The 20,331-nt window shown below is 65.2% G+C and carries 19 protein-coding genes and 1 pseudogene; 7 read left to right on the top strand and 13 right to left on the bottom strand.

Annotation, left to right across the window (positions count from 1 at the left end):
• Positions 1–10: 10 nt before the first annotated feature.
• The 8 genes and pseudogenes from FBZ93_RS16870 to FBZ93_RS16835 form a co-directional block, all read right to left on the bottom strand.
• Positions 11–1,663 (bottom strand): FGGY-family carbohydrate kinase, encoded by a 1,653-nt coding sequence (locus FBZ93_RS16870; protein WP_146987010.1) that lies wholly within the window; start codon positions 1,661–1,663, stop codon positions 11–13.
• A gap of 118 nt (positions 1,664–1,781) precedes the next feature.
• Positions 1,782–2,555, bottom strand: a complete 774-nt coding sequence (locus FBZ93_RS16865) for an SDR family NAD(P)-dependent oxidoreductase (protein ID WP_146987009.1) — start codon at positions 2,553–2,555, stop codon at positions 1,782–1,784.
• Between the two features lie 85 nt (positions 2,556–2,640).
• Positions 2,641–3,648: an ABC transporter ATP-binding protein gene (locus FBZ93_RS16860; RefSeq protein ID WP_146987008.1), complete on the bottom strand. Its 1,008-nt coding sequence runs from the start codon at positions 3,646–3,648 to the stop codon at positions 2,641–2,643.
• A 15-nt stretch (positions 3,649–3,663) separates the two neighbouring features.
• Positions 3,664–4,494, bottom strand: a pseudogene (locus FBZ93_RS16855) (carbohydrate ABC transporter permease).
• A gap of 4 nt (positions 4,495–4,498) precedes the next feature.
• Positions 4,499–5,371, bottom strand: a complete 873-nt coding sequence (locus tag FBZ93_RS16850) for a carbohydrate ABC transporter permease (RefSeq protein WP_050423560.1) — start codon at positions 5,369–5,371, stop codon at positions 4,499–4,501.
• 135 nt (positions 5,372–5,506) lie between these two features.
• Positions 5,507–6,820, bottom strand: a complete 1,314-nt coding sequence (locus tag FBZ93_RS16845; RefSeq protein ID WP_146987007.1) for an ABC transporter substrate-binding protein — start codon at positions 6,818–6,820, stop codon at positions 5,507–5,509.
• A gap of 431 nt (positions 6,821–7,251) precedes the next feature.
• A complete protein-coding gene (locus tag FBZ93_RS16840) occupies positions 7,252–8,205 on the bottom strand; it encodes a sugar-binding transcriptional regulator (RefSeq protein WP_146987006.1) in 954 nt (317 codons plus the stop codon).
• Between the two features lie 9 nt (positions 8,206–8,214).
• Positions 8,215–8,880, bottom strand: a complete 666-nt coding sequence (locus FBZ93_RS16835; RefSeq protein WP_146987005.1) for an HAD family hydrolase — start codon at positions 8,878–8,880, stop codon at positions 8,215–8,217.
• 114 nt (positions 8,881–8,994) lie between these two features.
• Between FBZ93_RS16835 and ybaL the strand changes: the two genes are divergently transcribed.
• Entirely contained in the window at positions 8,995–10,728 is a 1,734-nt protein-coding gene (gene ybaL, locus FBZ93_RS16830) for a YbaL family putative K(+) efflux transporter (protein ID WP_146987004.1), read from the top strand.
• 71 nt (positions 10,729–10,799) lie between these two features.
• Positions 10,800–11,033, top strand: coding sequence for a hypothetical protein (locus FBZ93_RS16825; RefSeq protein ID WP_146987003.1), 234 nt, complete (start codon positions 10,800–10,802; stop codon positions 11,031–11,033).
• Between the two features lie 62 nt (positions 11,034–11,095).
• Here the strand turns inward: FBZ93_RS16825 and FBZ93_RS16820 are convergent, their stop codons facing one another.
• The 5 genes from FBZ93_RS16820 to FBZ93_RS16800 all read right to left on the bottom strand — a co-directional run bounded on the left by FBZ93_RS16820 (position 11,096) and on the right by FBZ93_RS16800 (position 14,417).
• Entirely contained in the window at positions 11,096–11,320 is a 225-nt protein-coding gene (locus tag FBZ93_RS16820) for a hypothetical protein (protein ID WP_016843345.1), read from the bottom strand.
• Positions 11,321–11,414: 94 nt separating this feature from the next.
• A complete protein-coding gene (locus tag FBZ93_RS16815; protein WP_146987002.1) occupies positions 11,415–11,690 on the bottom strand; it encodes a chaperone modulator CbpM in 276 nt (91 codons plus the stop codon).
• Positions 11,687–12,589: a DnaJ C-terminal domain-containing protein gene (locus FBZ93_RS16810; protein WP_146987001.1), complete on the bottom strand. Its 903-nt coding sequence runs from the start codon at positions 12,587–12,589 to the stop codon at positions 11,687–11,689. The genes FBZ93_RS16815 and FBZ93_RS16810 overlap by 4 nt, the downstream gene beginning before the upstream one ends.
• A 122-nt stretch (positions 12,590–12,711) precedes the next feature.
• A complete protein-coding gene (locus FBZ93_RS16805) occupies positions 12,712–12,894 on the bottom strand; it encodes a hypothetical protein (RefSeq protein WP_074132502.1) in 183 nt (60 codons plus the stop codon).
• 86 nt (positions 12,895–12,980) lie between these two features.
• Positions 12,981–14,417 (bottom strand): YXWGXW repeat-containing protein, encoded by a 1,437-nt coding sequence (locus FBZ93_RS16800; protein WP_146987000.1) that lies wholly within the window; start codon positions 14,415–14,417, stop codon positions 12,981–12,983.
• 607 nt (positions 14,418–15,024) lie between these two features.
• Between FBZ93_RS16800 and clpB the strand changes: the two genes are divergently transcribed.
• From clpB to FBZ93_RS16775, 5 genes are all read left to right on the top strand, one after another.
• The gene (clpB, locus tag FBZ93_RS16795; protein WP_146986999.1) at positions 15,025–17,637 is read left to right on the top strand and encodes an ATP-dependent chaperone ClpB; all 2,613 of its coding nucleotides are present in this window, start codon (positions 15,025–15,027) and stop codon (positions 17,635–17,637) included.
• A gap of 104 nt (positions 17,638–17,741) precedes the next feature.
• Positions 17,742–17,996 carry a DUF2171 domain-containing protein gene (locus tag FBZ93_RS16790; RefSeq protein WP_146986998.1) on the top strand — a complete coding sequence of 85 codons (255 nt, stop codon included), beginning with the start codon at positions 17,742–17,744 and terminating at the stop codon, positions 17,994–17,996.
• 149 nt (positions 17,997–18,145) lie between these two features.
• On the top strand, positions 18,146–19,207 hold the full coding sequence (locus FBZ93_RS16785; RefSeq protein ID WP_146986997.1) for a Dyp-type peroxidase: 1,062 nt from the start codon (positions 18,146–18,148) through the stop codon (positions 19,205–19,207).
• Positions 19,200–20,015, top strand: coding sequence for a family 1 encapsulin nanocompartment shell protein (locus tag FBZ93_RS16780; protein WP_146986996.1), 816 nt, complete (start codon positions 19,200–19,202; stop codon positions 20,013–20,015). Before FBZ93_RS16785 ends, FBZ93_RS16780 begins: the two co-directional genes overlap by 8 nt.
• 80 nt (positions 20,016–20,095) lie before the next feature.
• Complete coding sequence (locus tag FBZ93_RS16775) at positions 20,096–20,287, top strand: hypothetical protein (RefSeq protein WP_146986995.1); 192 nt, start codon at positions 20,096–20,098, stop codon at positions 20,285–20,287.
• Positions 20,288–20,331: the final 44 nt, after the last annotated feature.

Below are 20,331 nucleotides of genomic sequence, written 5' to 3'. Positions count from 1 at the left end.
AGCGAACACCTTAACTTGGCGCCTCGCCGGGCGCCCGCTTCATCGCCTCGCGCGTGCTGCGATCGAGCTCCCGCAGCATATCGTGCACGACGCGCTTCTGGCGGTGGAAATCGGCAAGCTCCGGCCTAGTCGGCTCGCTCAACCGCCCGAGCGCCGACATGCCAGCCATTGCGGAGTTAATTGAAAGATGCGCGCCGCTGGCGACCGCGCCCAGCATCGCGGCGCCGAGCAATACGGGTTCTTGCGTCTGCGGCAGCGCCACCGTGTAGCCGGTCGTGTCAGCCATGATCTGGCGCACCAAGGGGCTGCGGCTTGCACCGCCGCCGATCACGATGGTCTTGCCATCGACACCACGGGCCTGCAGGGCCTCGATAACATCGGCAAGGCCGTAGGCCAGTCCGCACAGGCCGGCGACGAACAGCCGCTCCAGCGTCGACACATCTGTGTCGAGATCGAGCCCGGCAATCACGGCGCGCGAGCCGGGATCGGCATAGGGCGACCGGTTGCCGAGGAATTCCGGCAGGACGTGAACGTTGCGCGCGAGCAGCGCGGCCGCGCCGGCATTGCCGCTGCGTGCCAGGATGCGCCTTTCGAGGTATTCGATGACGTCGACGCCGTCGTTCTTCGCGGCGGCCAACACCTCGGCATGCGCCGGATGCGATTTGAGCAGGTGGTCGATCGCGGCCCCCGCCGCCGACTGCCCGCCTTCGTTGAGCCAGAAGCCCGGCACCATGCCCTCGAAATACGGACCCCAGACCCCGGGCACGAAGCAGGGATCGACGGTCGTCGCCATGATGCAGGCCGACGTTCCCATGATGTAGGCCAATCGCTGGCAGACATCGACCTCGGCGCCGGAGCCGTCGCGGCCCCCGATCGCGCCGACGCCACCGGCATGGGCGTCGATCAGCGATGCGCCGACCGCGGTGCCCGGCAGCAGACCGAGATCGCGCGCGGCATCCTCCGACAGCCCGCGGCCGAGCGGCGAGCCGGGCGGCACGATCTCAGTGCCGATCCGCCCAAAGCGATCGGCTGCGAGCGCCTCTAAGCCGACGCGTTTCAGGAAGGGTTCACTCCAGCCGCCCTCACCGGCCACATAGGTCCATTTGCAGGTGACCGTGCAGGTCGAGCGCGCCAGCGAGCCGGTGGCGCGGAACGAGAGATAGTCGGCAAGATCGAAGAAATGCCCGGCGGCCTCGAAGGTCGCCGGCAGATGTCGCTTCAGCCAGAGGATCTTCGGGATCTCCATCTCCGGCGAGATCGCGCCGCCGACATAACGCAGCACGCGGTCGCCGGTCGCGTTGACGAATTCGGTTTCGTCTATCGCGCGATGGTCCATCCAGACCACGACATTGCGCGCAGGATCGCCGGACGGGCTGACGGTGAGCGGCCGGCCAGCTCTATCGAGCACGACCAGCGAGCAGGTCGCGTCAAAGCCGATGCCCTTGACGTGCTCGGCGGCGACCGCCGCCTCCCGCATCGCGTTGCGCACGGAGGCGACGCAGGCCGCCCAGATGTCGTCGGACGATTGCTCGACGATATCGCCGGGCTCATGCCAGACCCGGATCGGATGCCGGGCCGAACCCAGCAGCTTCCCGACCTCGTCGAATACGCCGGCGCGGGCGCTGGTGCTCCCGACGTCCACACCGATATAGGCTTGCCGCATTTTCGCTCCGTCAGAGCGCGACGACGTGTCTTCGAAACGTCATCGCGCTCGCACTTCTGGTGTCAGCATCGTCCGGAAAACCGGTCCCCATTCATCCGGATCATGCTTCGACGCGAGCCTACCAGCAAGTGTAACCACCATCGACCAGAACGATGCTTCCGGTCATCAGGCTTGCCGCCTCGGAGGCAAGGAACAGGACCACCGAGGCGATCTCGTCGACCTGCCCCATCCGCGCCATCGGGGTTCCACCGATCCAGGCATCGTACATTTTGGGACTGTTCTTCACGAAGGCGTTCAGCGGGGTCTCGATATAGGTCGGCGCCACGGCGTTGACACGGACCCCGCGCGCGCCCCATTCGGCCGCGAGCGATTTGGTCAAATGATGCACCGCGGCCTTGGAGGCGTTGTAGAAGCATTGTTCCTGCGGCTTGTTGACGATGAAGCCGGACATCGAGCCGACATTGACGATGGTGCCGGACTTCGCCTTCAGCATGTGATTGCCGAAGGCGCGGCAGCACCAGAAGGTGCCGTTCAGATTGACGTCGATGACGTTGAGCCAGTGCTCGTCGGTCACGGTCTCGGCCGGCGTCTCGCTGCGCGCGATGCCGGCATTGTTGACGAGGATGTCGACCTTGCCGTACTTGCGCACCAGCTCGTCGGCGACCGCCGAGACACGGCCGGAATCGGTCACGTCCATCAGCGCGATATCGGTGTCAAAACCCTTGGCCTTCAGCGTGGCCTGCGCGTCATTGGCGACCTTGGCGTCGCGGTCGCCGATGATGACCTTGGCGCCGGCTTCGGCCAGCGCCTCGGCACAGGCGAGCCCGATGCCCTGCCCCGCACCAGTGATGATGGCGGTCTTGCCGCCGAGCTTGAATTTCTCGAGATACATTTTCTTCTTCCTTTGCCTAGAGCCCGCGTGTCGCGGGCGTGCCGCCCCGGCCAGAGCGAGATCGACGGCGGAGACCCTCCACGCTCTACGCGTGGATCGATTTGCCGCTGTCGTCGAAACGATGGATGCGCGCCGGATCCGGGATCAGCGACACCTTGTCGCCGGGATGCAGGTCGAGTTCGCCGATGTAGCGCGCGGTCAGCATTCCCTGCGGACCGGCATCGACATAGAGGAAGGTGTCGCTGCCGAGATGCTCGGCGACCGAGACCGTGCCGTGCCAGCCGCCCTGCCCGTCGCGCTCGACCTTGAGATGCTCCGGCCGCACGCCGATGGTCGTCGCGCCCTGCTGTTTTGCCAGTTCGCCGGTGACGAAGTTCATCTTCGGCGAGCCGATGAAGCCGGCGACGAACAGGTTTGCCGGCTTCTCGTAGAGTTCGAGCGGCGAGCCGTATTGCTCGATCTTGCCGCCGTTCAGCACCACGATCTTGTCGGCCATGGTCATGGCCTCGACCTGGTCATGGGTGACGTAGATCGCCGTGGTGCCGAGTTGCTTCTGCAACCGCGTCACCTCGAGCCGCATCTGCACGCGCAATGCAGCATCGAGGTTCGACAGCGGCTCGTCGAACAGGAACGCCTTCGGCTCGCGCACGATGGCGCGCCCGATCGCAACCCGCTGGCGCTGGCCGCCGGAGAGCTCGCGCGGCTTGCGATCGAGATAGGGCGTGAGGTTGAGCGTCGCCGCAGCCGCCTCGACTTTGCGGTTGATCTCGTCCTTGGCGATGCCGGCCATCTTCAGGCCGAACGCGATGTTGCCGCGCACGCTCATATGCGGATAGAGCGCGTAGGACTGGAACACCATCGACAGGCCGCGCTTGGCCGGCGGTACGTCGACCACGTTGCGCCCGTCGATCAGGATGGCGCCGCCGGTGACGTCCTCCAGTCCTGCGATCAGCCGCAGCAGCGTGGTCTTGCCGCAGCCCGACGGACCGACGAAGACCACGAAGGAGCCGTCGGCGATGTCGAGGTCGGCGCCCTTGATGATGTGGACCGGCCCGAACGATTTTTGCACACCCTGCAGCGTAATCTGACCCATGGAAAAGCCTTTCTGCTACTTGACCGCGCCGAAGGTCAGGCCGCGGACGAGCTGCCGCTGACTGAACCAGCCGAGCACGAGAATGGGCGCGATCGCGAGCGTCGACGCCGCCGACAATTTCGCCCAGAACAAGCCTTCCGGGCTTGAATAGGATGCGATGAACACGGTGAGCGGCGCGGCCTCGAGCGTCGACAGATTGAGGGTCCAGAACGCCTCGTTCCACGCCAGGATCAAATTGAGCAGCAAGGTCGAGGCAAGCCCCGGCACCGCCATCGGCGTCAGCACGTAGATCAGCTCGCGCCCGATCGTGGCGCCGTCCATTCGCGCCGCCTCGAGGATGTCCTTCGGGATCTCCTTGAAATAGGTGAACAGCATCCAGATCACGATCGGCAGATTGCCGAGGCACAGGATGAAGATCAGGCCACTTCTGGTGTCGAGCAGGCCGACCGTCCGGAAGATCAGGTAGATCGGCACCAGCACGCCGACCGGCGGCATCATCTTGGTCGAGAGCATCCAGAGCAGCACGTCCTTGGTGCGCTTGGTCGGCGAGAACGCCATCGACCACGCCGCCGGGATCGCGATCAGCATCGCGATCAAGGTCGAGCCGCCGGCGATGATGATCTAGTTGAGCGCATGGTGGAAATAATCGCTGCGCTCCTGCACCGTGACGTAGTTCTCCGTGGTCCAGTGGAAGAACAGGAACGATGGCGGAATCGCGAAGGCCTCAAGTTCGGTCTTGAAGCTCGCCAGCACCATCCAGAGGATCGGGAAGAAGATCAGGAAGCCGACCAGCCAGGCGGCTGCCGTCGAGATCACCTTGCGCCGTGTCGTGACCATCCGCGCCATGACGTTACGCCTCCAGATTCCGGCCGACGATACGAACGAGGAAGAACGCGACGATGTTGGCGAGCACCACCGCAACCAAGCCGCCCGCCGAGGCGCTGCCGACGTCGTACTGGATCAGCGCCTGCGAATAGATCAGGAAGGCGATGTTGGTGGTCTGCAGGCCGGGGCCGCCGCCCGTGGTGACGAAGATCTCCGCGAACACCGTGAGCAGGAAGATGGTCTCGATCAGGATCACCACCGTGATCGGGCGCGCCAGGTGCGGCAGCGTGATGTAGATGAAGGTCGAGATCGCGCTCGCGCCGTCCATCTCGGCCGCCTCCTTCTGCTCCTCGTCGAGCGATTGCAGCGCGGTCAACAGGATCAGGGTCGCGAACGGCAGCCATTGCCAGGAGATGATCAGGATCACCGCGAACAGCGGCGCGTCGTTGAACCAATCGATCGCCGGCAGCCCGAACAGATGCGCGATCCAGGCGAACAGGCCCGACACCGGATGCATCAACAGGTTTTTCCAGACCAGCGCGCTCACCGTCGGCATCACGAAGAACGGCGCGATCACCATCAGCCGGACGATCGAGAGCCCGACCACCTGCTGGTCGAGCAGCAGCGCCAGCGGCACGCCGAGGATGATCGTGATCGCGAGCACCGAGCCGACCAGCACCAGCGTGTTCTGCAGCGAGGCGAGGAAGGCCGGGTCGGTGAGGAAGTAGCGGAAGTTTTCCAGGCCGACGAAGGATTCGGAGCCGGGATCGAGCAGGTTGTAGTGCAGGGTCGCGAAGTAGAGCGTGAGCGCCAGCGGCACGATCATCCAGATGAACAGCAGCGCCACCGCCGGCGTGAGCAGTGTGCGTGCAAGCAGTTGGGTCTGCTGGGTCGCCATCCCCGCCTCCTTCTTCAAGGAAAGGAGCGACCATCCCGCTGCGGGACAGGATGGTCGCGAGTGATCCAGCTCGGGAGGTCTAAGCTGGTCGGCGGCCAGGGCGCTTGACACGCCCTGGCGATCGGATCGCGTGGATTATTTAATGTAGCCCGCGCGCTTCATCTCGCGCTCGGTCGCGGACTGCGCAGCCGAGAGTGCAGCATCGACCGTGGTCGAGCCGGACAGCGCGGCCGAGAACTGCTGGCCCACCGCGGTGCCGATGCCCTGGAACTCAGGGATCGCCGCGTATTGCACGCCGACATACGGCACTGGCTTCACGGTCGGGTGGCTCGGATCAGCCGCATCGATCGAGGCCAGGGTCATCTTGGCGAACGGCGCCGCCTTCAGATACTCGGGATTCTGGTACAGCGAGGTCCGTGTTCCCGGCGGCACGTTGGACCAGCCTTCCTTGGACGCGACGAGCTTGGAATAATCCTTGCTGGTCGCCCAGGCGATGAACTTCTCGGCCGCGTCGACCTTCTTCGAGCCGGCGGGGATCGCCAGGGACCACGCCCACAGCCAGTTGGCGTTCTTGCCGAGGCCGGTGTTCGGCGCCAGCGCGAAGCCGACCTTGCCGGCGACCGTGGACTGCGCCGGGTTGGTCACGAACGACGCCGCCACCGTGGCGTCGATCCACATCGCGCATTTGCCGGCGTTGAACAGAGCGAGGTTCTCGTTGAAGCCGTTCGAGGAGGCGCCGGGAGGGCCGGCCTGCTTCATCAGGTCGACATAGGTCGTCAGCGTCTTCTTCCATTCCGGCGAGTTGAACTGCGGCTCCCACTTCTCGTCGAACCAGCGCGCGCCGAAGGAATTGGACATCGCGGTCAGGAACGCCATGTTCTCGCCCCAGCCGGCCTTGCCGCGCAGGCAGATGCCGTAAACGCCGGCCGACTTGTCGGTCAGCTTCTTGGCCGCGTCGACCACGAAGTCCCAGGTCGGGCTGTCCGGCATCTTCAGGCCGGCCTTGTCGAACAGATCGGTGCGATACATCACCATCGAGCTCTCGCCGTAGAACGGCGCGGCGTAGAGCTTGCCGTCGACCGAGACCGCATCCCGGATCTTCGGCAGCAGGTCATTGACGTCGTAATCGGCGCCGAGCTTGTCGAGCGGCACCAGCCAGCTTTTCTTGGCCCAGATCGGCACCTCATAGGTGCCGATGGTGAGCACGTCGAACTGGCCGCCCTTGGTGGCGATGTCGGTGGTGACGCGCTGGCGCAGCACGTTCTCCTCAAGCGTCACCCATTTGACTGATATGTCGGGATTCTTCGCGGTGAATTCGCTGGTGAGCCCCTGCATGCGGATCATGTCGCCGTTGTTGACGGTCGCCACCGTCAGCGTGGTCTGGGCGATCGAGGGGGCAGAGATCAAAAGAGCAGCCGCGCCCGCAACGGCGCAAAGGACGTTTTTCAAGGTGACCTCCCTATGTCACGTTGAGCATATGCCCACGTGTTGAGCGTATGTTCATCCTGTCGCCAAATTTTGTCAAGCGCGCGGGTGCGCCGTCCGGCGCGATTGCGGGTTCCACCGCACGTTGGAAGGGAGGTTTTGCGGAAGCGAAGAGAGCGGCCAGCGCTGAGAGGTTGAACTGCAACCGCGACGCGGCCGCACTCCCTCGCCCCGTTCTTACGGGGAGAGGGTTGGGGTGAGGGGCTCTCTCCGCGCAGACGAAGGCAGCGGAATGCGCGGAGACTCCCCCTCACCCGGAACGCATCTAACGATGCATCATAGCCGAAGCCCTGCTTCGGCGTTCTTACGAACGGCCGCCGAAGGCGGCCTATGCCTCTCTCCGCAGGCGGGGCGAGGTGAAGCGCAGCGCGTGGCCCGATTCGATTATCTAACTCTTAGCGATCCAGCACCGCGCGTGCGGTCGCCTCATCGGTGATCAGGCCGTTGATCACCCGGCCCGCCAGCGCGGCCTTGATCGACGGCACCTTGGCGACGCCGACGGCGGCCGCAATCGTGGTCGAGACCGCGGGGATCTGCGGCGGAATGCTGGTCAGACGCTTGTTGGTGCCGCCCTTGATCAGGCGGCCCTTGGCGTCATAGGCCCAGCCGGTCACCTCGCCGACCGCCCCGAGCCGCATCATCTCCAGCAGCTCCTCGCGGGTGACGAAGCCATCGACATGGACCTGGGCCTTCTGGTCCATTTGGCCGATGCCGATCAGCCGCAGGTCTGCCTTGGCGGCGACTGCCCTCACCCGCGCGATCGGATCGATGCGGACCATGCGGTTGCGCTCGTCCTCGCTCGACATCAGGAACGGCAGCGGCATCGGGTAATGCCGCGCACCGGTGCGATCGGCGAGCCGTCCCACCGTGTCGTAGAAGCTCGCCGAGCCGTCGGCGGAGATGTTGCCGACCAGCGAGACGATCTGGTGATCGGGCCGCTCGATCGGCGAGACCCGCTCGACCGCGGCGCGCACGGCACGACCGGTGCCGAGCGCCACGATGACCGGCGTCTCCGAACGCAGCGTCATTTCCAGCAGATTGGCGCTGCGCTCGGCGATTCCCGCATTCGACAGCGGCGCCGCCGGATCCGACGGCACCACGTCGCAATGCACCAGGTCGAACCGCGCCTTCAGCCGCGAGGCCAGCTCCATGCAGGCCGCAATGGGGTGCTCGAGGCGGAAGGTGATCAGACGCTCGGCCAGGCACAGCGACACCAGGCGCTGCGCCGAGGCGCGCGACACCTGCAGCATTTTCGCAATCTCATCCTGGGTGTGGCCGGCGATGAAATACAGCCAGCCGGCGCGCGCCGCGTCGTCGAGTCGGGACCTTTCATTGTCGGGCGCAGCCATCGTCCTGTGTCAGCCTTCGTTCCAGAAATCATTCATCGCGGCGAAGATTCGATCCGCCCCGGCCTGCTGCAGCAGAGCACTGCCGTCCGCCAGCCGATAGTGGGCGCCGCCGACAAATCCCCACACTTTCATGCCCGCGGCCTTCGCGGCGGTTACGCCGCTGACACTGTCCTCGACCACAAGCGTGCGGTGCGGCTCGGCCGCCATCGCGCTGGCCGCGTGCAGGAACAGATCGGGCGCCGGCTTGCCGTGCTTGACCATCTGCGAGGTGTAGAGCCGCTGTCCGAAGGAGGCGGCAAGACCGGTCAGCTCCAGCGAGAATTTCACCCGCTCGAGATCGCTCGACGAGGCGACACAATACGGCAGGCGCAATTCCGCGAGCACTGCCGCGATGCCGGCGATCGGTTTGAGTTGAGACCGGAATGTCTCGCGGACCTGCACCGCCAGGCCGGGCAGGAAAGTCGCCGGCAGCGGCTTTCCCACGTCCCGGCAATAGTCGACCAGGGCCGCGGTGCTGCGGCCGAGGAAAAGTTCGAGCACCTGCTCAGTGCTCATCTCGATGCCGATCTGAACCATCGCCTCGGCGAGACAGCGGCAGCTCAATTCCTCGCTGTCGACGAGCACGCCGTCGCAGTCGAAGATGACCAGATCGGTCTCGGGAAGCCGCGGATCCATCCCGGCATGAGATCATATGCTCACGCCATGAGCAATAGATCACAGTTCCGTGGTGCGATGCCGCGCCTCAAATGGTCGCGGTGCACCGCCAAGGATGCTGTGCGACAAGGCGAAATGCCGCATGACACACCTCTGATCGCGACCGTCGTCGCGGGCCTCGGCCTCGCCTTCGTCTTCGGAACCATCGCCCAGCGCTTTCGGATTCCACCACTGGTGGGCTATCTGCTCGCGGGCGTCGCCGTCGGTCCGTTCACGCCCGGCTTCGTCGCCGATCAGGCGCTCGCCACCGAACTCGCCGAGCTCGGTATCATCCTGCTGATGTTCGGCGTCGGCCTGCATTTCTCGCTGAACGATCTGTTGTCGGTGCGCAAGATCGCGGTGCCCGGCGCCGTCGCGCAGATCGCAGTCGCGACACTGATGGGTCTCGCCCTCGCATTGCTGATGGGCTGGACCGTCGGCGCCGGCCTGGTGTTCGGCCTCGCATTGTCAGTCGCAAGCACCGTCGTCTTGTTGCGCGCGCTGCAGGAGCGCCGCCTGATGGACACCGAGCGCGGCAAGATCGCGGTCGGCTGGCTGATCGTCGAAGACCTCGCCATGGTGCTGGCGCTGGTGCTGTTCCCAGCGGTGGCGAGCTTCCAGGGCGGCGACGGCGCAGCGCTCGTCTCCGATCCGCTCGCCGCGCGCTTCGGCCTCGGGCTCACCGGCGTGCTGGCGCTGACGCTGATCAAGATCGCATTGTTCATCGCGCTGATGCTGATGGTCGGACGCCGGCTGATCCCATGGGTGCTGCATTACATCGCGCATACCGGCTCGCGCGAGCTGTTCCGGCTGACCGTGCTTGCGATCGCGCTCTGCATCGCGTTCGGCGCCACCAAGCTGTTCGGGGTCTCGCTGGCGCTCGGCGCCTTCTTCGCCGGAATGATGCTGCGGGAATCGCCGCTCAGCCAGCGTGCGGCCCAGGAGACGTTGCCGCTGCGCGATGCGTTCGCGGTGCTGTTCTTCGTCTCCGTCGGCATGCTGTTCGATCCGCTCAGCGTGGTGCGCGAGCCTTGGCCGTTCGCTGCGACACTGTTCGTCATCGTGGTCGGCAAGTCGCTCGCCGCGCTCTTGATCGTCGTGCTGTTCCGGCATCCGATGGCGACCGCGCTGATGATCTCGGCGAGCCTCGCCCAGATCGGCGAATTCTCCTTCATCCTCGCCGAGCTCGGTGTAGCCCTCAATCTGCTGCCGAAGGCCGGCCGCGACCTGATCCTGGCCGGCGCGATCTTCTCGATCATGCTCAACCCGCTGGTGTTCGCGGTGGTCGACTGGCTGACGGCGCGGCTCGACAAGCCGCAGGCCGCCTCGCCGACTGCCGCGACATCAGAGCCGATCCCGGTCACGGACCTGCAGGATCACACCATCCTGGTCGGCTATGGCCGGGTCGGCAGCATCGTCGGCGACGCCCTGCATCAGCGCAACGCGCCCTTCCTCGCGGTCGAGGCATCCGACGACATGGTCGCCAGGCTCAAGCAGCGCGGCATCGAGGCCCTGATGGGCAATGCCGCGCGCGCCAGCGTGCTGCGCGCGACCAATCCATCAGGCGCGCGATCGCTGGTGATCGCCATTCCCGAAGCGTTCGAGGCCGGACAGATCGTCGAGCAGGCCCGCGCCGCCAACGCCGATATCCAGATCATCGCGCGCGCGCATTCCGACGCCGAGGTCGATCATCTGAAGGGGCTCGGGGCCGACATCGTGATCATGGGCGAGCGCGAGATCGCCCGCGGCATGATCGAGGAGCTCGACCGGCGACACGCAACCGTGGCCACGCAACATCCGCCCGCGGCCAGGGAAGATTCCGCAGCCTGAGGTGACGGCGCGCGCCGGCCAGGGGCGGTGATATCAGCGCCTTGCGATCACGCGTAGGAAGGAGACACGATATGGCGTTCAAGAGCCCGCACGTTTCGCTGGTGTCGTTCTCGATCGAGATCGGCGCCGAGGCCACGATCAATGTGATGCAGATCGAGACCGATTTGCATCTGAACACCCGTCATCCGAGCTACGACGCCGCCGCAATCGAGCGGTTGGTGCGCGACGCGCGGGCCTATCTCGCCGGCAATGCCGGCCAGGTCACGCGGATCCGGCTGGTCTCCACCCGCAGCGGCCAGACCTGAGTGCCTCCTTGTTTGAGCATGATCTTTTCGGAAAACCGGCTTCCACTTTTCCGGATCATGCTCTAGCCGCCAAGGAATGCCGGCGCCAGATCTTCCTGCACGATGATGTTGGCGGCTTCCGTCGTCAGCTCGCTGCCGACCAGATCGAGATTCTTCGCGGCCTCGAACAGCATCGAGCGGACGTCATCCGGCGTCAGCACGCCCTTGGCGATCAGCTTGCGCACCAGCGCCTGCAGGATGAGAACGTCGATCTCGCCATGGGCCAGCGGCGTCGGCTTGTCCGTCATGATCGTCTCCGAGGGCTGAAGTTCGACTCAGGCGAGTCTGTTGTTTGAGCATGATCTCTTCGGAAAGCCGCTTCGCACCTTTCCGGATCATGCCCTAGCGCGGCGGTGACGCGATATCGTTGTGCAATTCTTCGAACGCGCGGCGCAGGCCGTGCAGCTGATCGACCAGATGGAGGATCACGTCAATGCCCTCGTCGTTGACGCCGAAGTCGCCCTTCAGGTCCCGGATCAGATGCGCGCGCGCCAGGTCGGTGTCGGAGAAACTGACTTCGTGAGCGGTCTCGTCCGGAACGAGCCATTGCTGCTCGATCCAGAACTCCAGGGTCTGCACCTCCAGACCCGCATCGATGAGGAATTGCTGCTTGTTCATGACGCACCATCCTCGCGCGGATTGAATCCCTTGCGATCCCAGTTCGAGACAAACGCCTCGAGCGCGGGATCGGGTCCCTTGGGCAGGACCACCTTGAGCTTGACGAGCTCATCGCCATTGCCGCCGCCGACCTTGGGCGCGCCCTTGCCGCGCAAGCGCATCGTCGTGCCGGTGTTGGAGCCCTTCGGCACCGTCATGGTCACGGCGCCGGTCGGGGTGGGAACGTTGACCTTGCCGCCGAGCACGGCCTCGGACAGCGAGATCGGCAATTCCAGCGAGATGTCGTCACCGTCGCGGGTGAAGCGCGGGTCGGGTCGCACCTCGACCTCGATCAGCGCGTCGCCCGGACCGCCCTTGCCGCTGCCCGGCGTGCCCTTGCCGCGCAGACGGATGATTTGTCCGTCGATGAGCCCCGGCGGGATCGTCACGTCGAGCGTGCCGCCATCAGGAAGCGTCAGCCGCTTGCTCGCGCCGGTGATCGATTCGGCAAAGTCGATCGCAAGGCTGTAATGCAGGTCGCGGCCGCGCCGGTTGGCGCGCGCCTGCTCAGTGCGCCGCAGCAGCTCGGCGAACGCATCGTCCTGATCCATGTAGTCGGCATAGCCGGAGCTGTCGGCGTAGGGATGCCCCGCATCCGCGGTGGCGAAATCCCGGTAGTAGCGATGCTGCGGCCGCTCGGCGCCGCTGGCGTCGATCTCGCCGGCGTCGAAGCGCTTGCGTTTGTCGGCATCGCTGAGCAGATCGTTCGCCGCGGCGACTTCCTTGAACTTGTCCTCGGCCGCCTTGTCACCCGGATTGAGATCCGGATGCAGCTTCTTTGCCAGCTTGCGATAGGCCTTCTGGATGTCGGCCGCAGACGCCGTCGGGGCAACGCCAAGGACCTCGTACGGATTTCTCACAACCTGCTCCGCAACACCGTGAGTGCACCTGCAATCATGAGGGCGCAAAAGCAGGCGATTTGCAAGTGCGCAGGCGCGTTGCCCGCGAACAGGCAACGCAGCATGTGCTCAGATCACGGGCGCTACGAGGTATGTCCGGGATCCAGATATTTCGGCATGTTCTTTTCCTGTTGCGGCGTCATCTTGGCGGTGTCCGCCTTGCCGGGCACGCCCCTCGGCCCGAGCAGGGCTCGCTGCATATCGTCCTCGCTGAGGCGAGGCTTGCCGTCGTCAAGCTGTCCGTCGCCACCGTGACTCTGTGCCATGACCGACCTCCAGTGATGATCGCTCGCGCGCGGGCAAAGCAGAGTGCGCGCTCCGCCGGAATGAGCCGGCGAAGCGCGATCTTACCTCAATGTTGCTCCTGCCGCTTCTCCTCCGCAGGATGACCTGCGGGTGCGGCATGCGGCGGCGCCTGAACGTGCGGCGGCGCCTGGACGTGCGGCGCGGCCTGCACGTGCGGCTCCGGCCGGGCCGCCTGCTGCGGATGCGCCTCGGCTGGCTGCGGATGCGCGGCCGGCGGCTGCGGAGCATGCGCCTCGGGGTGCGGCAACGCCTCGGGCCTTGCTGCCTGCTCGGGCCGCGCGACCGGCTTCGCGGCTGGCTCGGGCCGCGGCTCCTCCTTGCGCACTTCCGGCGCGGCAGGCCGCGCCGCTTCCGTTGCAGGCCGCGGCTCGACCTTGGGCGCGGCGGCAGGTGCTGCGCGCTTCTCTTCGACCGCAGGCTTGTTCACCTCGGCGGGTGGATGCGCAGCAACGCCCTTCTCGGGGACCGGAAGCGCGTGAGATCCGGCAGGCGCAGGCGCGGCAGGATGCGGCTCGACCTTGGTCTCGGGCGTGGGGGCTGCGTGCTTCTCCTCGATCGCGGGCTTGTTCTCCTGAGCGGTCGGATGCGCCGCGGGAACTTCCTTCCCCGGGACCGGCAGCGCATGGGAGGCAGCCGGTGCATTCGCAGTCGCAGGCGCGGGTGCAGCTGGGGATCCCGGCCGCGCCGGCTCCCCGGCCGCCGGCTTTGCGGCGGTGGCAGGCACGGCCTCGCCGGCCGGACGCGCGCGGACCACGCCCGGTCCCTTCAACTCGCCCGGACGCGCGGTGGCGCCGACGGCGGGCACGCCATTATTGGCGCGCTTGAACAGGCTCGGATCCTGGCTTGCGGTCTCGACCTGCTTGCGCTGCAACGGCGTCGCCGCGAAATGCTGCTCCTTGGCGACCGCGCGATCGGCAGCAGTCGGGCGCGCTTCGATGCCGCCGGTGCCGCCATTGTAACTGACATTGTTGACGGTGGTCTGGTTGATCGTGACGTTCTTCTCGTACACGTTGTTGATCTGCGCACCCTGCAGATTGTTCACGGTGCGATTGTAGAAGAAGTTGCCGTGATCCCAGCGGCCGCCTTCATAGCCCGAACCGCCGTAGCCGAAGCCGTAATTGACGCCGCCGTAGAAGCCGACGCGATCACCCCAATAGCCCTGATGGAAAATGAAGCCGCCGCCGAACGCGCCCCAATAGCCGGGAGTCCACAGCAGCCCAACGCGTGGCGGCTGCACCCAGGTGCCCGGCACCCAGTAGTAATCGCCGCGATCATCGTCCCACGACCAATTGCCCGGCGACCACATGTAACCGGGCCCAGGCACCGGTGGCTGATCGTACGTCGGCAGCGGCGGCGGTGGAGAGTCGACAGCAGAGACCGGCGCGCATGCCGCATCCTGCGCGATTGCTGGCATGGCGGAGACATAGAACAGCGCCGTGGCAATCGCTGCACACGACACGGTCGATAGAAGACGAGTGGTCATTAGGAGCCTCTTCGATGAGCACGTCTGTTCAACGTGAGAACCGGAACAAAAGTTCCGTGCATCGGCAACGCACCGACACACTTCATCGCTAGCGCCTTGACCTTACACCAGCCTGAAACAGCTCGAAACACATCACGCAGCCATTCATCGCGGGTTCAGAGTGCGCAGTGACTCATCGTTGCGCGATTCAATGGAACATCATGACGCTCGCCGGCATCATCGCGTGCACTCCACCGCGAGCGAGATCATCGCTTTTCCGAAACGTGTCACGAATATGATTTTGGCGTTCGCACGATTGCAATGAATCGGACTCGTCGTGCTGCGGAGTTCGCCGCGACGGTCGGCCCAGCCACCATCGGCGCGATGCGCGGCGGCACATCCCGTAGCAGTACCTCCGGGTGAGTGCCAACGGCCGCGCTCCGCGATTGACACACCCCTGAAACGACCACACGATGCGAGCCGCGGCAGCTTCAGGTCCGCGGTTTTCGGCCGGCGCAAATGCACTGGGGCTACCACATGATGGATGTCATCGTTCCGCCATCTGTCACCGGCGGCAATGCATGGCATACCTGATCTCGACGAGCCTGTGCCGCCTTGAGGTGCCACGATGAATATTGAAAAATATACCGATCGCGTCCGCGGCTTCATTCAGTCGGCACAATCACTCGCGATGCGCGAGGGACACCAGCAATTCTCGACGCTCCACATCCTGAAAGTGCTGCTCGACGACCCCGAAGGCCTCGCGGCCGGCTTGATCGACCGCGCCGGCGGCAACTCGCGCGCGATCCTCAAGGCCACCGAAGAGGCATTGGCGAGGGTGCCGAAGGTCAGCGGCGCCGGCTCCGGACAAATCTATCTGGCGCCGGAGACCGCGCGCGCCTTCGCCGCGGCGGAACAGGCCGCCGACAAGGCCGGCGACAGTTTCGTTTCGGTCGAACGCCTGCTGCAGGCCCTCGCCGCCGACAAGGACAGCGACGCCGGCAAGCTGCTCGCCAAGGGCGGCGTCAATCCGCAGAGCCTGAATGCGGCGATCAACGCGCTGCGCAAGGGCCGCACCGCCGACAGCGCATCGGCCGAGAATGCCTATGACGCGCTGAAGAAATACGCCCGCGACCTCACCCAGGCCGCGCGCGACGGCAAGCTCGATCCCGTCATCGGCCGCGACGAGGAGATCCGCCGCACCATCCAGGTGCTGTCACGCCGCACCAAGAACAATCCCGTTCTGATCGGCGAGCCCGGCGTCGGCAAGACCGCGATCGTCGAAGGCCTTGCGCTGCGCATCGTCAATGGCGACGTGCCGGAAAGCCTGCAGGACAAGGCGCTGCTCGCGCTCGACCTCGGCGCGCTGATTGCCGGCGCAAAATATCGCGGCGAGTTCGAGGAACGGCTCAAGGCCGTGCTGCAGGAGGTGACATCAGCCGAGGGCGGCATCATCCTGTTCATCGACGAGATGCACACGCTGATCGGCGCCGGCAAGGGCGACGGCGCGATGGATGCATCGAACCTGCTGAAGCCTGCACTTGCCCGCGGCGAGCTGCATTGCATCGGCGCCACCACGCTCGACGAATACCGCAAGCATGTCGAGAAGGACCCGGCGCTGGCTCGCCGCTTCCAGCCGGTGTTCGTCTCGGAGCCGACGGTCGAGGACACGATCTCGATCCTGCGCGGCCTGAAGGACAAATACGAGCAGCATCACGGCGTGCGTATCGCGGACTCGGCGCTGGTCGCCGCGGCCACGTTGTCCAACCGCTACATCACCGACCGTTTCCTGCCCGACAAGGCCATCGACCTGATGGACGAGGCCGCGGCGCGGCTGAAGATGCAGGTCGATTCCAAACCTGAGGAACTCGACTCGCTCGATCGCGAGATCATCCGGCTCAAGATCGAGCAGGAGGCACTTAAGAAAGAGACCGATCTCGGCTCCAGGAGCCGGCTGCAGACGCTCGAGAAGGATCTCGTCGATCTCGAGAAGAAATCGGCGGACATGACGTCGCGATGGCGCTCGGAGAAAAGCAAGCTCTCCGACGCGCAGAAGATGAAGGGCGAGCTCGAGCAATTGCGCACCGAGCTCGCCAATGCGCAGCGCAAGGGCGAATTCCAGAAGGCGGGCGAACTCGCCTATGGCCGCATTCCCGAGCTCGAGAAGAAGCTCGCTTCGGTCGAGGCCAGCGAGACCTCGTCCGCCAGCGAGACCGTGACCGCCGATAATATCGCGCAGGTGGTGTCGCGCTGGACCGGCGTCCCCGTCGACAAGATGCTGGAAGGCGAGAAGGACAAGCTGCTGCGCATGGAAGAGATGCTCGGCAAGCGCGTCGTCGGCCAGGCCGAAGCCGTCCGCGCGGTGTCGACCGCGGTGCGCCGCGCCCGCGCCGGCCTGCAGGATCCCAACCGGCCGATCGGTTCGTTCATGTTCTTGGGACCAACAGGCGTCGGCAAAACCGAACTCGCAAAGGCGCTTGCCGAATATCTGTTCGACGACGAGACCGCGATGATCCGCCTCGACATGTCGGAATACATGGAGAAGCACTCGGTGTCGCGGCTGATCGGCGCGCCGCCCGGCTATGTCGGTTACGACGAAGGCGGTGCATTGACGGAAGCGGTGCGGCGGCGGCCCTACCAGGTCGTGCTGTTCGACGAGATCGAGAAGGCGCACCCGGATGTCTTCAACGTGCTGCTGCAGGTGCTCGACGACGGCCGTCTCACCGATGGTCAGGGCCGCACCGTCGACTTCCGCAACACGCTGATCATCATGACCTCGAACATCGGCGCCGAATACCTCGTCAACCAGCCGGAGGGGCAGAGCACGAGCGCGGTGCGCGAGCAGGTGATGAACATGGTGCGGGCGCATTTCCGCCCGGAATTCCTCAACCGCATCGACGAGATCATCCTGTTCCACCGGCTGCAGAAGAGCGACATGGGCCGCATCGTCGAGATCCAGTTCGCGCGGCTGCGCAGGCTGCTCGAGGATCGCAAGATCGATCTCGAGCTCGACCCGAAGGCGCGCGACTGGCTGGCGGAGAAAGGCTGGGACCCGGCCTATGGCGCCCGCCCGCTGAAGCGGGTGATCCAGCGCAGCGTGCAGGATCCGCTCGCCGAGATGATCCTGTCCGGTGACGTGCGCGACGGCTCGCAGGTCAAGCTCTCCGCTACCAAGGCCGGCCTCACCTTCAACGGCAAGAAGCCCGAGAACGCCGCGGCCGACGAATTCGAGCCGGTGTGAGACAAGCGCGGACGGCCAACGACGCGCGCTGTCATCGCCGCGTCGTCTGCCAGCATCATATGCAAGCCGAATATGCAAGCTGACCTGCAACCAGGGAGAGCGCCATGACGCAGCAGAACATCAAGGCCAACATGGAGGTCATCGGCGCCGACGGCGTGCATGTCGGCACCGTCGATCACGTCGAAGGCGACCGCATCAAGCTGAAGAAGAGCGAGAGCGACGGCTTCCACAAGGGTCACCACCATTATATCGAGCTCGGCTTCGTCGCCGGCGTCGAAGGCTCCAAGGTGCGGCTATCCGCCAACGCCGCGATTGCGGTGACTCTCGAGGAGGAGAAATCCGGCAAGCCCGTCGATTGACGCGGGTGCCTCTGCAATAGAGTGGGCCATTCGAACCCTTGTAAAGGGTCCGATGGCATGCTCCTCTGCCCCTCCCTGGACGTCGATCGGGCGTCCGGTTCAAGCCTGTTTGCCGTCGTCGAAGTGCCGTTTTAGTCGAGGAGACCTGCGTGCCATCAGCCGTCCCGCAACCGGTCGCTGCGAAGCTGACGCGCGCGGCCATCTTTCTTGCGGTCACCATCAAGCCCGATCCGGAATATGATGCAGCGGTGCGGTCGCTCTGCGCCGATGTGGCCGCGCTGGTGCGCGCCGTGGGCTTCCGCGATCTCGAAGGCAGGCTGTCCTGCGTCATGGGCATCGGCTCCGATGCATGGGACCGGCTGTTCGGCGCGCCCAAGCCGCACGGCCTGCACCCGTTCCGCGAGATCAACGGCGTTCATCATGCGGTCGCGACACCGGGCGACCTCTTGTTTCACATCCGCGCCGTGCCGATGGATTTGTGCTTCGAGCTGGCGACGCAGATCATGTCACGGCTCGGCGATGCCGTTGCCAGCTCGGACGAGGTGCATGGCTTCAAATATTTCGACGAGCGCGACCTGCTCGGCTTTGTCGACGGCACGGAGAACCCGGAAGACCAGGCGGCAACCGATGCCACGATCATCGGCGACGAGGATGCGGCGTTCGCCGGCGGCAGCTATGTGATCGTGCAGAAATACCTGCACGACATGAAGAAGTGGAACGAGCTGCCGGTCGAGATGCAGGAGAAGATCATCGGCCGCACCAAGCTGTCCGACATCGAGCTCGACGATGCGGTGAAGCCGAGCTACGCGCATAACGCGCTGACGACGATCGTCGAGAACGGCGAGGAGCTCGATATCGTCCGCGACAACATGCCGTTCGGCAGCGTCAGCAAGGGCGAATTCGGCACCTATTTCATCGGCTATGCCAAGTCCCCGCACCGGATCGAGCAGATGCTGGAGAACATGTTCGTCGGCAGGCCGCCGGGCAACTACGACCGCCTGCTCGACTTCAGCCGCGCCGTGACCGGCACCCTGTACTTCGTCCCGTCGGCGACCTTCCTGGAGGATGTCACCAGCGTGCCGCCCGCAGCCGCGCCCGCTGAACCGTCACTGGATGACGCCGGGACCGACGAGACATCTGCGCCGGGAATACCGCCGTCCGACGGCTCGCTCGGGATCGGCTCACTGAAAGGAGACGCTGGACATGAATAATCTTCATCGGGGTTTAGCCCCCATCTCAGACGCGGCATGGGCCCAGATCGAAGAGGAAGCCTCGCGCACGTTGAAGCGCCATCTGGCGGCGCGCCGTGTCGTCGACGTCGACGGTCCGAAGGGAACGGATTTCTCCGCGGTCGGCACCGGCCATCTCAAGAAGATTGCGACACCCGGCGACGGGGTCGAGGCGACGCAGCGCGAGGTTCGCGCGCTGGTCGAACTGCGCGTGCCGTTCGAGCTGTCGCGCCAGGCGATCGACGATGTCGAGCGCGGCGCGAATGATTCCGACTGGGATCCGCTCAAGCAAGCCGCGCGGAAGATCGCCTTCGCCGAGGATCGCGCGGTGTTCGACGGCTACGCGGCCGCAGGGATTCAAGGCATCCGTCAAGGCACCAGCAACCCGGTGCTGAACCTGCCGTCGAGCCTCAAGAATTACCCCACCGTGGTCGCGCAGGCGGTCAGCCAGTTGCGGCTCGCCGGCGTCAACGGCCCCTACACGCTGCTGCTCGGCACCGACCCCTATACTGCGATCGGCGGCGCGACCGACGACGGCTATCCGGTGCTGCAGCACATCCAGCGCCTGATCGACGGCAAGATCATCTGGGCCCCCGCGATCGCGGGCGGCGTCCTGCTCACCACCCGCGGCGGCGATTTCCAGCTCTCGATCGGCCAGGACCTGTCGATCGGCTATCTCAGCCACTCCGCGACCTCGGTCCAGCTCTATTTCCAGGAGACCATCACGTTCCTGATGCTGACGAGCGAAGCGTCGGTGGTGCTGGCGCCGGAGGCGAAGAAACCGGCCTAGCCCTGTCGGCGTTTACTCTTCCAGGAAGCTTCGGCCGTTGCCGGAGCTTCCGTTGAACTTCAACGGAGAGGAGGCGCGCAATGGACTACGATCTCTACATCAACCCGAAGAAGGCATCGGCTGGCCTCTATGTTCGCAAGGGCGCCGGCCTTCCCGATCTCGCCGATGCCAAGGACTGGGTGTTCGACGGCACCTTCGGTCAGGCCAATCTGCCGGCGCAGTTCGTGAAGGAGATCGAGGCCAACGGCCACGCCTTCCGCGACATGGATTGAGCGCGGCCGGCGTTTTGTTCTGACGCGTTTTCTTCACGCGAACC

It is taken from the genome of Bradyrhizobium macuxiense, from assembly GCF_007993935.1.
Classification (GTDB): Bacteria; Pseudomonadota; Alphaproteobacteria; order Rhizobiales; family Xanthobacteraceae; genus Bradyrhizobium; species Bradyrhizobium macuxiense_A.
Note: the sequence above shows the minus strand (reverse complement) of the source record. Positions and strands in the feature narration are given on the sequence as shown.

Bases quoted from the DNA above. Each gene is read 5' to 3' on its own strand.
- FBZ93_RS16860 (WP_146987008.1), bottom strand. From the start codon at position 3,648: ATGGGTCAGATTACGCTGCAGGGTGTGCAAAAATCGTTCGGGCCGGTC.
- FBZ93_RS16790 (WP_146986998.1), top strand. From the start codon at position 17,742: ATGACGCAGCAGAACATCAAGGCCAACATGGAGGTCATCGGCGCCGAC.
- clpB (WP_146986999.1), top strand. From the start codon at position 15,025: ATGAATATTGAAAAATATACCGATCGCGTCCGCGGCTTCATTCAGTCG.
- ybaL (WP_146987004.1), top strand. From the start codon at position 8,995: ATGCCGCATGACACACCTCTGATCGCGACCGTCGTCGCGGGCCTCGGC.
- FBZ93_RS16825 (WP_146987003.1), top strand. From the start codon at position 10,800: ATGGCGTTCAAGAGCCCGCACGTTTCGCTGGTGTCGTTCTCGATCGAG.
- FBZ93_RS16775 (WP_146986995.1), top strand. From the start codon at position 20,096: ATGGACTACGATCTCTACATCAACCCGAAGAAGGCATCGGCTGGCCTC.
- FBZ93_RS16840 (WP_146987006.1), bottom strand. From the start codon at position 8,205: ATGGCTGCGCCCGACAATGAAAGGTCCCGACTCGACGACGCGGCGCGC.
- FBZ93_RS16800 (WP_146987000.1), bottom strand. From the start codon at position 14,417: ATGACCACTCGTCTTCTATCGACCGTGTCGTGTGCAGCGATTGCCACG.
- FBZ93_RS16815 (WP_146987002.1), bottom strand. From the start codon at position 11,690: ATGAACAAGCAGCAATTCCTCATCGATGCGGGTCTGGAGGTGCAGACC.
- FBZ93_RS16780 (WP_146986996.1), top strand. From the start codon at position 19,200: ATGAATAATCTTCATCGGGGTTTAGCCCCCATCTCAGACGCGGCATGG.
- FBZ93_RS16820 (WP_016843345.1), bottom strand. From the start codon at position 11,320: ATGACGGACAAGCCGACGCCGCTGGCCCATGGCGAGATCGACGTTCTC.
- FBZ93_RS16805 (WP_074132502.1), bottom strand. From the start codon at position 12,894: ATGGCACAGAGTCACGGTGGCGACGGACAGCTTGACGACGGCAAGCCT.
- FBZ93_RS16835 (WP_146987005.1), bottom strand. From the start codon at position 8,880: ATGGATCCGCGGCTTCCCGAGACCGATCTGGTCATCTTCGACTGCGAC.
- FBZ93_RS16850 (WP_050423560.1), bottom strand. From the start codon at position 5,371: ATGGCGACCCAGCAGACCCAACTGCTTGCACGCACACTGCTCACGCCG.
- FBZ93_RS16870 (WP_146987010.1), bottom strand. From the start codon at position 1,663: ATGCGGCAAGCCTATATCGGTGTGGACGTCGGGAGCACCAGCGCCCGC.
- FBZ93_RS16865 (WP_146987009.1), bottom strand. From the start codon at position 2,555: ATGTATCTCGAGAAATTCAAGCTCGGCGGCAAGACCGCCATCATCACT.